Source organism: Bradyrhizobium acaciae, assembly GCF_020889785.1.
Lineage (GTDB): Bacteria > Pseudomonadota > Alphaproteobacteria > Rhizobiales > Xanthobacteraceae > Bradyrhizobium > Bradyrhizobium acaciae.
Genome location: NZ_JACMYK010000200.1, coordinates 1 through 11,287 on the forward strand (window position 1 = coordinate 1; position 11,287 = coordinate 11,287).

12 protein-coding genes are annotated in these 11,287 nt (G+C 64.0%); 7 read left to right on the top strand and 5 right to left on the bottom strand.

Going from position 1 to position 11,287, the window contains the following annotated elements:
* Positions 1-262 precede the first annotated feature (262 nt).
* Positions 263-670 carry a hypothetical protein gene (locus H8A92_RS37535; protein ID WP_229200290.1) on the top strand — a complete coding sequence of 136 codons (408 nt, stop codon included), beginning with the start codon at positions 263-265 and terminating at the stop codon, positions 668-670.
* Positions 671-785: 115 nt separating this feature from the next.
* Here H8A92_RS37535 and leuB read toward each other — a convergent pair whose 3' ends face one another.
* Positions 786-1,898 (bottom strand): 3-isopropylmalate dehydrogenase, encoded by a 1,113-nt coding sequence (leuB, locus tag H8A92_RS37540; RefSeq protein ID WP_229200291.1) that lies wholly within the window; start codon positions 1,896-1,898, stop codon positions 786-788.
* Positions 1,899-2,057: 159 nt separating this feature from the next.
* Here leuB and H8A92_RS37545 point away from each other — a divergent pair, with 159 nt between their 5' ends.
* Entirely contained in the window at positions 2,058-2,921 is an 864-nt protein-coding gene (locus H8A92_RS37545) for a DMT family transporter (RefSeq protein ID WP_229200292.1), read from the top strand.
* Positions 2,922-3,010: 89 nt separating this feature from the next.
* Positions 3,011-4,189, top strand: coding sequence for a YbfB/YjiJ family MFS transporter (locus H8A92_RS37550; protein ID WP_229200293.1), 1,179 nt, complete (start codon positions 3,011-3,013; stop codon positions 4,187-4,189).
* Positions 4,190-4,315: 126 nt separating this feature from the next.
* Here the strand turns inward: H8A92_RS37550 and H8A92_RS37555 are convergent, their stop codons facing one another.
* The 3 genes from H8A92_RS37555 to H8A92_RS37565 all read right to left on the bottom strand — a co-directional run bounded on the left by H8A92_RS37555 (position 4,316) and on the right by H8A92_RS37565 (position 6,479).
* Positions 4,316-5,101: a molybdopterin-binding protein gene (locus H8A92_RS37555; protein WP_229200294.1), complete on the bottom strand. Its 786-nt coding sequence runs from the start codon at positions 5,099-5,101 to the stop codon at positions 4,316-4,318.
* An 11-nt stretch (positions 5,102-5,112) separates the two neighbouring features.
* On the bottom strand, positions 5,113-5,745 hold the full coding sequence (locus tag H8A92_RS37560) for a cytochrome b/b6 domain-containing protein (RefSeq protein ID WP_229200295.1): 633 nt from the start codon (positions 5,743-5,745) through the stop codon (positions 5,113-5,115).
* A gap of 179 nt (positions 5,746-5,924) precedes the next feature.
* Positions 5,925-6,479: a fasciclin domain-containing protein gene (locus tag H8A92_RS37565; RefSeq protein WP_229187912.1), complete on the bottom strand. Its 555-nt coding sequence runs from the start codon at positions 6,477-6,479 to the stop codon at positions 5,925-5,927.
* Between the two features lie 318 nt (positions 6,480-6,797).
* On the opposite strand from H8A92_RS37565, the gene H8A92_RS40895 reads away from it, so the two are divergent.
* Entirely contained in the window at positions 6,798-7,415 is a 618-nt protein-coding gene (locus H8A92_RS40895; RefSeq protein WP_274613568.1) for an MFS transporter, read from the top strand.
* Positions 7,343-8,197: an MFS transporter gene (locus H8A92_RS37570; RefSeq protein WP_338026696.1), complete on the top strand. Its 855-nt coding sequence runs from the start codon at positions 7,343-7,345 to the stop codon at positions 8,195-8,197. Before H8A92_RS40895 ends, H8A92_RS37570 begins: the two co-directional genes overlap by 73 nt.
* 173 nt (positions 8,198-8,370) lie before the next feature.
* Here H8A92_RS37570 and H8A92_RS37575 read toward each other — a convergent pair whose 3' ends face one another.
* Positions 8,371-9,132 (bottom strand): SDR family oxidoreductase, encoded by a 762-nt coding sequence (locus tag H8A92_RS37575; protein ID WP_229200296.1) that lies wholly within the window; start codon positions 9,130-9,132, stop codon positions 8,371-8,373.
* 86 nt (positions 9,133-9,218) lie between these two features.
* On the opposite strand from H8A92_RS37575, the gene H8A92_RS37580 reads away from it, so the two are divergent.
* Complete coding sequence (locus H8A92_RS37580) at positions 9,219-10,748, top strand: malonate--CoA ligase (RefSeq protein ID WP_229200297.1); 1,530 nt, start codon at positions 9,219-9,221, stop codon at positions 10,746-10,748.
* Between the two features lie 27 nt (positions 10,749-10,775).
* Positions 10,776-11,279, top strand: coding sequence for a DUF3658 domain-containing protein (locus H8A92_RS37585; RefSeq protein WP_229200298.1), 504 nt, complete (start codon positions 10,776-10,778; stop codon positions 11,277-11,279).
* Positions 11,280-11,287 lie beyond the last annotated feature (8 nt).

The window sequence follows — 11,287 nt, forward strand, 5'->3', positions numbered from 1 at the left end:
CCGACTGCGTTACCGCCGGCGGGCCCGCCCTGTCGGCCGACTGGGTCATGGGCAGCCAGAACCCGCTTCTGCGCGGCGCGCTTTGATGGCGAGACCGTGGCAAGGCACTGGTTTTCATGAAACTTTTGCGCCGGGATGCTAATTATCTCTGGCGGTGTGGCGCAATTGACCTAGTGACGGCCTCCCCACCATGGCTACAATGTGTTCCAAGTGATTTTGGCGGACGCGCCAGCCCCGATGGGGCCGTAATGACGAGGATGCGATGACCTTGAATTTCCCTGCCGCGAACAAGCTCGTGGTGTTGCTTGCCGCGGCTGCCGTCACCGCAACCGCGTTCGGCATGACCGCGGCCAGCGCGCAGCAGACCCCGAGCAAGCGCAAGCAGCAAGAGCAGTATGACCGCGACGGCCGCCGCTATTACGGTGCGCAGGGTCCGAACCGCGTCTATCAGCAGGGTCCGCGCACCCGCGTTTACGTCACCACGCGCTCGTGGCTCGACGCCGGCACCGAAGTGCTGCCGGGCGACCGCAAGTTCAACGACTACGCCTATCCGCCGGAGATCGGCTATCCCTCGTTCGCGCGCGAGAACAACAACCGCCCGATCGACCGCCAGCCGCTCAGCCCGCCGGCCGATCTCGGCGGCTATCCGCGCAGCTTCCCGCTGTACTGAGAATTTCGGCTGATGGCCGATACGAAAATGCCCGGCTCCGGCCGGGCATTTTGCTTTTTGGACTTTCCGTCATTCCGGGCGATGCAACGCATGCCCCGGAATGACGAAGCAGCCGTTACGCGTGCAGCTTCTGCAATTCCTTCAGGATCGCCTCGCCCATCTGCGCCGTGCTGACCGGCGTGGTGCCGGCCGACTTAATGTCGGCGGTGCGCAGGCCGCTGGCGAGCACGGCCGCGATCGCAGCGTCGACCTTGTCGGCGAGATCGCCCATGCCGAAGGAATAGCGCAGCGCCATGCCGAACGAAGCGATCATCGCGATCGGATTGGCAAGCCCCTTGCCGGCGATATCGGGCGCCGAGCCATGCACCGGCTCATACAACGCCTTGCGCTCCTTGGTCTTGGCGTCCTCCTTGCCGAGCGACGCCGACGGCAGCAGACCGAGCGAGCCGGTGAGCATCGCCGCGATATCCGACAGCATGTCGCCGAACAGATTGTCGGTGACGATGACGTCGAACTGCTTCGGCGTCTTGACGAGGTTCATGCCACCGGAATCGGCGAGCTGATGCTCCAGCGTGACGTCCTTGTATTCGCGCGCATGGACCTGGGTCATGACCTCGTTCCAGAGCACGCCCGACTTCATGACGTTGCGCTTTTCCATCGAGGTCACCTTGTTCTTGCGCTTGCGCGCCAGCTCGAAGGCGACGCGGCCGATGCGCTCGATCTCGAAGGTGTCGTAGACCTGGGTGTCGATCGCGCGCTTCTGGCCGTTGCCGAGATCAGTGATGGTCTTCGGCTCGCCGAAATAGACGCCGCCGGTGAGCTCGCGCACGATCATGATGTCGAGACCCTCGACGATCTCGCGCTTCAGGCTCGAGGCATCGGCCAACGCCGGGTAGCACACCGCCGGACGCAGATTGGCGAACAGGGCGAGATCCTTCCGCAGCCGCAGCAGGCCGGCCTCGGGGCGCACCTCGTAGGGCACGCTGTCCCACTTCGGACCGCCGACCGCGCCGAAGATCACGGCGTCGGCCGCATTGGCCTTGGCCATGTCGCCCTCGGAGATCGACACCTTGTGCGCGTCATAGGCGGAGCCGCCGACCAGGCCCTGCTCGGTCTCGAACTTGGCGATGCCCTGCGCATTCAGCCAGTCGATCACGCGCCGCACCTCGGCCATCACTTCGGGGCCGATGCCGTCGCCGGGGAGAAGCAGCAGTTTATGGGTCGCCATGGTCGTTACCTCATTCAATCGGGCATGCCCGCCATCGTCAGGCGCGAGTGCTAAAACGCCCCGCATCGATTGGCAAGGCGCCCCGAACGGGACCAAAATGCCCCCTAACGAGCCAACCGCGCCCCAAGAAGCTGACAAGAAGCCAACAAGACGGACCTCATGACCGCAGCCATCGTCTACGCCTTCGCCTCGGCCATTTTCCTCGGCGCCGGGGTGGTGCTGGCGCAGCTTGGCCTGCGCACCGTCGAGCCGCTGTCGGGTGCCGCGATCAGCGTGCCCTCCTTCACCCTGCTGTTCCTGTTGCTGTCGCCTTTGATCCTGCAAGGCGAGCCGGTGGTCTGGCGCGGCCTGCCGGTCTTCATGGCGCTTGGCCTGTTCTTTCCGGTGTCGCTGACGCTGCTCACCTTCGCCTCGAACCGGGCGCTCGGGCCGGTCATCACCTCGACATTGGGCAATCTGGCGCCGCTGTTTGCGGTCACCACCGCCGTGGTGCTGCTGCATGAGCCGCTCGCGCCCCAGCAGCTCGTCGGCCTCGTCGTTGCAGTGGCCGGTGCCGCGATCATCACCGTGACCCGGCCGCGCGACCTCGGTCATTGGCGCAGCTGGGCGCTGCTGCTGCCGCTGGCGAGCGCGCTGGTGCGCGGTGTGGCGCCGCCGATCGCCAAGATTGGGCTGGCGATCTGGCCGAGCCCGCTATGGGCCTGCCTGATCGGCTACATCATGTCCTCGCTGGTGGTGCTGACCGTGCAGCGGATCCGCAAGGGTAGCTTCATGGTGCAGGCGTCGCGCGACGGCCGATTCTGGTTCACGCTGACCGGAATCAGCAACGGGCTCAGCGCGCTCAGCCTGTTCGCCGCGGTCCGCAACGGCCCGATCACATTGGTGGCACCGCTCGCTGCGATCTACCCACTGGTCACCGTGGCGCTGAGCGCTGTCATGCTCAAGCATGTCGAGATCACCGCGCGGATCGTCGCCGGAACCCTGCTGACCGTCGCCGGCGTCGCGCTGGTCCTGATCGCCTGATTGCCCGATACGCAAGACAGTGTTGCTGCCTCTAGCGCTGGGCAGGACCGCCGCAGCCTGCCACAATGCGTTCATTGCCGGAGTAAATTGTGAGAGCCCCCGCCCCGCCCTACCCGCATCCCGCGCGGTTGATCCTTATTTTGTCGCTCGCACCGACAGTCGGTCTCGGCATCGGCCGCTTCGCCTATTCGCTGGTGCTGCCCGACATGCGCGAGCAGCTGGCCTGGTCGTATTCGGCCGCCGGCTTCATGAACACCATCAATGCCGCCGGCTATCTGGCCGGCGCGCTGTTCGCCTCACGCCTGATCCAGCGCTTCGGGCTGGCGACATCGGTGCGCTGGTCGACGCTCGCCTGCGCATTGTCGCTGGCGCTGTGCGCCCTCTCGGGCAATTTCGTGGTGCTGAGCTTTGCCCGCCTGCTGGTCGGCTTCGCCGCTGCGATCGGCTTTGTCGGCGGCGGCGCGCTGGCGGCAACCATCGCGCAGTCGCGGCCGGAACGCGCCAACTTCCTGCTCAGCCTGTTCTATGCCGGGCCGGGCATCGGTATCCTGGCATCCGGCCTGATCGCCCCCTTCGTGCTGCAGGGCTTTGGCGCCGGCTCATGGTGGATCGTGTGGTGGGCGATGACCTTGCTCTCCGCGATCATGATCGTGCCGCTGATGTTGGCCCCATTCCACGCCGATGCTTTCGCCGACGGCATCGTGCGGACCAAGTTCGCGATCATGCCGGTGGCGATCTACCTCGCCGCCTATTTCCTGTTCGGCGCCGGCTACATCGCCTACATGACCTTCATGATCGCCTATGTCCGCGACGGCGGCGGCGGCGCGGCGGCACAGAGCGCGTTCTGGAGCCTGATCGGCGTCAGCGCCTTCGTCACGCCATGGGTCTGGCGGCGGGTGCTGGCGCTCGACCGCGGCGGGCTCGCCACCACCATCATCCTCGGTGTCAATGCACTCGGCGCGGCTCTACCGATCTTCGGGCATTCGCCGCTGCTGCTTGGGATTTCCGCGCTGGTGTTCGGCGTCGCGTTCTTCGCGGTGGTTGGGTCAACGACCGCCTTCGTGCGCTTCAACTACCCGCCGGAAGCCTGGCCGACCGCGATTGCGGCGATGACCATCGCGTTCGGCATCGGCCAGACGCTCGGGCCGATCGTGGTCGGCGCCATCACCGACGCGGTTGGCAGCCTGTCATTTGCGTTGAACGTTTCCGCCGCGATGCTCGCGGTCGGTGCGCTGCTGTCGGCATTTCAGAGGAAGGTCGGGCCGTAATTGTCGTTCCGGCGAAAGCCGGGACCCATAACCACAAGTGGTTGCGATGGAGAGAAGTGTCTCCCCGCCTGCCTATTCCGTTGGCCGCGGAGTATGGGTCCCGGCCTTCGCCGGGACGACAGCGAGCTAACTCCCGCTGAACGAATTATACCCCTGGTCTTCCCAGTATCCGCCCTTGTAGTCGTTGGTGACTTCCATCGAGAGCACGTATTTCGGGTTCTTGAAGCCGAGTTTTGTGGGCACCCGGATCTTCATCGGAAAGCCGTAGGCGCGCGGCAGGATCTCGTCGCCGAACTTGAATGTCATCTGGGTCTGCGGATGCAGCGCGGTGCGCATGTCGAGCGGCGAGTTGTAGCCGTCCTTGTCGGCACACTGGAACCAGACATATTTGGCGTGCGTGTCGGCGCCGACGAGCTTGAGAAAATCGCGCAACGGGGTGCCGGTCCAGCTGCCGATCGCGCTCCAGCCCTCGACGCAGATGTGGCGCGTCACCTGCTTGACCTGCGGCAGCTTGTACAATTCGTCGAGCGTCCACGACTTCTTGTTGTCGACCAACCCGCGCACCTCGAGCTTCCAGTCCGCACCTGCGATCTCCGGCGCCTCGTCAAGACCGTAGTAGGCATTGAACGGGAACGGCTTGGTGATCATGCTCTCGGGGAAGGTCGGCGCCAGCGCATCCGGATTGAACATCCAGGCCTGCACCGCGTCGTTGAACTTCGAGACCTTTTTCAGCAGTTCCTCCGCCGACGACGAATCGACCACGTCGCAGCCGGTCAGCAGCGTCAGCGCGCCGAGGCTGGTCCCCGCCGTGATGAAACGGCGGCGCGTCAGCTCCGGCATCGTCTTTACTGCATCGCGCACGAGCAGCTTCTTGTCTACACCGGGGATCAGGAGCTTGCGGAGACGACCCATTTTATCCTCCCTCAGCGCCCGATGATCATCGCGCGCAGGCTCTTCGGCACCAGCAGCGCGAGCGCGACATGGATCACCAGGAAGGCGACGATCAGCGCCATGCAGGTGAAGTGGACATAGCGCGCGATGTCGTAGCCGCCGAACAGCGATACCAGCCAATGCAATTGAACAGGTTTCCACATCGACAGGCCGGACAACACGATGACGACGCCGACGACGATGATGCCGGTATAGAGCAGCTTCTGCACCGAATTGTACTTGCTGAGATCGTCATGCGACAGCTTGAAGGTCAGCGCCGCCCTGGTGTCGGAAATCACGCCCGCAGGGGTGATCGGCAGCAGCTTCCTGCGGAAGCGGCCGGTGGCGAACCCCAGCGCCAGATAGATCAGGCCGTTGACCATCAACAGCCACATCGCGGCGAAGTGCCAGAGCAGCGCACCGCCGAGCCAGCCGCCAAGCGTGATGTTCGAGGAGAAGCTGAAGCCGAACAGCGGCGAAGCGTTGTAGATCTGCCAGCCGGACATGATCATCAGGATCATCGCGACTGCGTTGATCCAGTGCACCATGCGCACCCAGACCGGCTGGATCACCTTCGCCGGTGTTGCGGTCTCTGCCTGGTGGTCACTGACGGCAAGGCTCGTCATGGAAGTTCTCTGCTGGTGGTCGTTACCGGCTTATACGCCCGGAACCGGCCTTCCGTTACGGGTTCGCGCATCATCAGTTTGATATAGGGCACTTCATCTGGTCACAAAAATGCGAGCCGGGGCGAGGCTCCGGCTCGCTATTCGTAAGGCGATCAGGGACTAAATCGACCCGTCGGGTGTTAGGTCGCCGGCATCAGCACGGTGTCGACCACATGGATGACGCCGTTCGACTGGTTGACGTTGGAGATCGTCACCATCGAGGTGCCGCCCTTGGCATCGACGATCCAGACCTTGCCGTCCTGGTGCTTCACGGTCAGTTCCTCGCCCTCGGCGGTCTTCAGCTTCTTGCCGTCGGTGAGGTCGGAAGCCTCGAGCTTGCCCGGCACCACATGGTAGGTGAGGATCTTGGTCAAGGTCGCCTTGTTCTCGGGCTTGACCAGATTGTCGACGGTTCCGGCCGGCAGCTTGCCGAACGCGGCATTGGTCGGCGCGAACACCGTGAACGGGCCCTTGCCTTCCAGCGTGCTGACGAGGCCGGCGGCCTTCACCGCGGCGACGAGGGTGGTGTGATCCTTCGAATTGACGGCGTTCTGGACGATGTTCTTCGAGGGGAACATCGCGGCGCCGCCGACCATCACGGTCTTTTCCTCGGCGCGGACCGGCGCCACGACGGTGGCCGTGATCGCGAGGGCGCTGAAGGCGGCGGCAGCGAGATAGGCAATACGCTTCGACATGGTTCGTCTCCCGATGGGTAATCCAGCCGGCGACGTCATCGCCGGCAATGAAGGGGCAACGACGCGCTTGGGTTGATCATTGCGGCGTCGTTGGCCGAGCTACGGGAGGTTTTCAGGGCGGTTTCCGGAAATAAATCTTTGTGATTGCTGAAACCGGTTGGGGCGCGCTTCGTATGCGCGGCGCTTCGCGCGACCGATTGAGCATTCCATCGAACGGAATGGACGGGTGCGCTGCCGCGAGCAATTCGCTTGCCGCCATGGTGCGATTGGTTCAGCCTGAGATTGCGGTTCGCGTCAGGCGGTAGTGGGGAAACAATCATGAGCAGCATCACGGCTGATGGTCACGCCGCGCCTGCGGTGGACGATGCGAGCGATGACATCGGTCCGCTTGAGCAGAAGCACCTGCAATACGCCAACTACCGCGCTGTCGCAGGGAGCACGGAGCTCACGAAAACGCATTGGCACATCGCCACCGCCAATGCGCTCGGCTGGGGTTTCGACGGCATGGACGGCGTTATCTTCGCGCTGATCTCGCCGATGGTGATCAAGGACTTTGCGCTGACCCTGCCGGAATATCGGTCGGGCATGCAGATCGCGCTGTTCGTCGGCATCGCCGGCCTCTATTTCTGGCCATGGCTTGCCGACCGCTACGGCCGCCGCACATTGCTCGCCGTCAACATCGCGCTGTTCTCACTCCTGATGCCGGTCGCGGCGCTGTCGCCGACCTTCGCGGTCTTCGTCATCGCGCGCTCGCTGCTGTTCTTCGCGCTCAACGGCGAGTGGTCGCTGGGCTCGATGCTGGTGGCGGAAACCTGGCCGGCGCGGCTGCGCGGCCGGGTCATCAGCATCACGCGCTCGGCCTGGTGCCTCGGCGCCACGCTCGCCGGCGCGATCACTGGCCTGGTCGCGCCAAGTACGGCTGGCGGATCGCCGTGATGGTGCCCGGCGCGATCGCGCTGCTTGCGATCTATATCCGCTCCACCTGTCCGGAATCGCCCTATTGGGTGCGATCGCAGGACCGCAAGCGGCGCATCTCGGAGACGCTGGCGCGCGGCGGCTCGGTCAGCGACGAGGACAGCGCCTGGTTCGGCAAGGCCAAATCGGTCGGCATCCGCCAGGTGTTCCTGCCCGACGTGCTGCCCGCGACGCTGGTTGCGCTGTTCGTCGCCTGTGCCTCGACCTGCATCTACGGCACCGTCGGCGCCTGGATGCCGCTTTACCTCTCGACCGAGAAGCACTGGTCGACGACCGAATACAGCCTGTTCTACGTGTTCTACGGCCTCTGCGGCTTTCTCGGCCTGTGCCTGGTCGGCTGGCTGATCGACAAGATCGGCCGCCGCCGCACCTTCATCATCACCCTGATCGAGGGCGCCATCTTCATGACGCTCTGGGTCTATTCCGAGGACCGCGTCCTGCTGTGGACGTTCGGGCTGCTCTGGTGTCTCGGCTTCCTCGGCTTCTGGGGCCCGAGCACGACGCTGACGGCGGAAATCTTCCCGACCCGGATCCGCGGCGCCGCCAACGGCGTGGTCTGGGCGATCGCCTATTTCGTCGGCTTCGTGCTGTTTCCGTTCGTCTCGATCGCACTCCAACAGCACACCGGCTCGTTCGCGCTGGCGTTCCTCTGCATCCCCGTGCTGATGATCGCGATGGCGATCGGCGTGTTCCTGTTCGTGCCGGAGCATTCCGGCAAGGAGCTGAACGAGATCAGCGAGTGAAATGGATCGCAGATCCATCCACACTGTCGTCCCGGCCAAGCGAAGCGCGAGCCCGGACCCATAACCACAGATGGTTGTTTTGCGAAGGCTGTAGCTCCAGCCTTTCCTGATAACCAACATCGATGGTTATGGGTCCCTGCTTTCGCAGGGACGACCCGTTGAGAGAGCTCGGCCTAATCCCGGTTCGCCGGCGTCTGGATGAAGCCGCGGTTATGGGTCGGGCTGATCAGTATCTCGTTCATGCAGACCCGCGCCGGCATGCTGGCGACGAAGGCGATGGTGCGGCCGCAATCCTCCGGCTGCAGCATCCTGGCCTGCTCGGCTTCGCTCGGCACCACCGGACGCTGCTTCAGGATCGGGGTCGCGACCTCGCCCGGCGACAGGCAGCAGGCGCGCAGGCCATTGACGCATTCGTCCATGTTGAAGGAATGGGTCAGCGCCAGCACCGCGTGCTTGGTCGTGGTGTAGGCCGGCCCCGGCATCTTGGAAACATGGCGGCCGGCCCAAGAGGCGACGTTGATGATGCAGCCGTCCTGCTGCTTGCGCATTGTCGGCAGCACCGCGCGCATGCAATAGAGCACGCCGTTGAGATTGACCTCGACGAGCTTGTCCCAGCCTTCCAGTTCCATGTCGGCCCAGCTGCGCTTCGGCACGTTGATGCCGGCACTGTTGACCAGGAGGTCGATGCGGCCGTGCCTGGCGACGATCGTCTCGGCGGCCTTGTTGACGTCGGCCTTGCTGCTGACGTCGAGCGGGATCGCCTCGGCTTTGCCGCCCTTTTTCGTGATGTTGGCCACCACGCGGTCGAGCTCTTCCTTGCGGCGGCCGGAGATCACCACCGTCCAGCCGTCCGCGGCCAGGAATTCCGCCCCGGATTCGCCGATTCCGGTGCCGCCGCCGGTGACCCAGGCCACGCGTTTCCCATTATTTGTCATGCAAACTGTCTCCGTTGCTTTCCGAAGGGCGTTTTTGCTAATCCAGCCAGACCTTTCCGGCGCTTTCGCCCCTCAGGGGATGTTGCATGAACACGAACACCAACGCCAATCTGTTTTCCCGCCTGTTCGACGGCCTCGACGACCCCGACCGGCTTGCGATCGAGCAGCTCGACGGCAGCCGCATCTCCTATGGCGATTTGATCGCGCGCGCGGGCCAGATGGCGAACGTGCTGGTTGAGCGCGGGGTCAAGCCGGGCGACCGCGTCGCCGCACAGACCGAGAAATCGGTTTCGGCGCTGGTGCTCTATCTCGCCACCGTGCGCGCCGGCGGCGTCTATCTGCCGCTCAATACCGCCTATACGCTGAACGAGCTCGAATACTTCATTACCGACGCCGAGCCGGCGCTGGTGGTCTGCGATCCGTCCAAGCTGGACGGCATCAGGGCGATCGCCGCCAAGGTGGGTGCCAGGGTCGAGACGCTCGACGCTACGGGCAAGGGCTCGCTGACCGAGGCGGCCGACAAGGCGCCGAAGGAATTCGCCACCGTCCCGCGCGAAAACAAAGACCTCGCGGCGATCCTCTACACCTCCGGCACCACCGGCCGCTCCAAGGGCGCGATGCTGTCGCACGACAATCTGGCGTCGAACTCGTATTCGCTGGTCGGCTACTGGCGCTTCACCGACAAGGACGTGCTGATCCACGCGCTGCCGATCTATCATACCCACGGCCTGTTCGTGGCGAGCAACGTGACGCTGTTCGCACGCGCCTCGATGATCTTCCTGCCGAAGTTCGATCCGGATGCGATCCTCAAGCTGATGGCCCGCGCCACCGTGATGATGGGCGTGCCGACCTTCTATACCCGCCTATTGCAGAACCCCGGCCTGAACAAGGACGCGACCAAGCACATGCGGCTGTTCGTCTCGGGCTCCGCGCCGCTGCTCGCCGACACCCATCGCGAATGGTCGGCTCGCACTGGCCACGCCGTGCTCGAGCGCTACGGCATGACCGAAACCAACATGAATACGTCGAATCCCTATGACGGCGACCGCGTGCCCGGCGCGGTCGGCTTCGCGCTACCCGGCGTGACGGTGCGGGTCACCGACCCCGAGACCGGCAAGGAGCTTCCGCGGGAGGCCATCGGCATGATCGAGGTCAAGGGCCCGAACGTGTTTCAGGGCTACTGGCGGATGCCGGAGAAGACCAAGGCCGAATTCCGCGGCGACGGCTTCTTCATCACCGGCGACCTCGGCAAGATCGACGACAAGGGCTATGTCCACATCCTCGGTCGCGGCAAGGATCTGGTGATTTCCGGCGGCTTCAACGTCTACCCGAAGGAGATCGAGAGCGAGATCGACGCCATGCCCGGCGTGATCGAATCAGCCGTGATCGGCGTGCCGCACGCCGATTTCGGCGAAGGCGTCACCGCCGTGCTGGTCTGCAGCAAGGGCGCCGACGTCAGCGAAGCCTCGGTGCTGAAGGCGCTCGACGGGCGGCTCGCCAAGTTCAAGATGCCCAAGCGCGTCTTCGTCGTCGACGAGTTGCCGCGCAATGCGATGGGCAAGGTGCAGAAGAATATCTTGCGGGATACGTACAAGGATATTTATTCGAAGGGGTAAGGGGGCGCGACGACGTCGCGATAACCGATGAACCGCAAAGAGGCTATTCGGTTGAGTGACCAGCTCATCATCGCCAACGAGGCAATGATGAAAGCCCGAGCGGCTATTGCGGAACTCGGAAATGAAGAGCAGCTCGAATTCGACGGCCCGCTCTTCGAGCTTCTGATTGAGCTGCAATGGCAAGTGATGCTGCCGCTGTACGACAAATTTCCCGACTTGCTGCCGTCGGCGCTTCTTGAGGAATTGCCTGTCCCCGCCCCCACCTCCGACGCGTCATGGAGCGACGTAAAATTGCCGCGTGGCGCGACCACGGCAGCGCTCGACGATTTGCTCATGTCGCTGCTGGAGCCTTACTGGCAAAAGGTCGCACTGGTTCTGGGCCGAGGCATCCAACGCTGCGACGAACTGGGATTGCCGTTTACCGATCGCATGATGGCAGCACGTTTGCGATACCTATGGGATACCGGCCGAATCGAAGCTGAGGGTCACCTCCGTTCTCCAGCGCATAGCCAAGTGCGGCTGCAAGATTAGCGCTTCGT

Coding starts and splice junctions, on each gene's coding strand:
- H8A92_RS37555 (WP_229200294.1), bottom strand. CDS start 5,101: ATGGGTCGTCTCCGCAAGCTCCTGATCCCCGGTGTAGACAAGAAGCTG.
- H8A92_RS37580 (WP_229200297.1), top strand. CDS start 9,219: ATGAACACGAACACCAACGCCAATCTGTTTTCCCGCCTGTTCGACGGC.
- H8A92_RS37575 (WP_229200296.1), bottom strand. CDS start 9,132: ATGACAAATAATGGGAAACGCGTGGCCTGGGTCACCGGCGGCGGCACC.
- H8A92_RS37560 (WP_229200295.1), bottom strand. CDS start 5,745: ATGACGAGCCTTGCCGTCAGTGACCACCAGGCAGAGACCGCAACACCG.
- H8A92_RS37535 (WP_229200290.1), top strand. CDS start 263: ATGACCTTGAATTTCCCTGCCGCGAACAAGCTCGTGGTGTTGCTTGCC.
- H8A92_RS37545 (WP_229200292.1), top strand. CDS start 2,058: ATGACCGCAGCCATCGTCTACGCCTTCGCCTCGGCCATTTTCCTCGGC.
- leuB (WP_229200291.1), bottom strand. CDS start 1,898: ATGGCGACCCATAAACTGCTGCTTCTCCCCGGCGACGGCATCGGCCCC.
- H8A92_RS37585 (WP_229200298.1), top strand. CDS start 10,776: ATGAACCGCAAAGAGGCTATTCGGTTGAGTGACCAGCTCATCATCGCC.
- H8A92_RS40895 (WP_274613568.1), top strand. CDS start 6,798: ATGAGCAGCATCACGGCTGATGGTCACGCCGCGCCTGCGGTGGACGAT.
- H8A92_RS37565 (WP_229187912.1), bottom strand. CDS start 6,479: ATGTCGAAGCGTATTGCCTATCTCGCTGCCGCCGCCTTCAGCGCCCTC.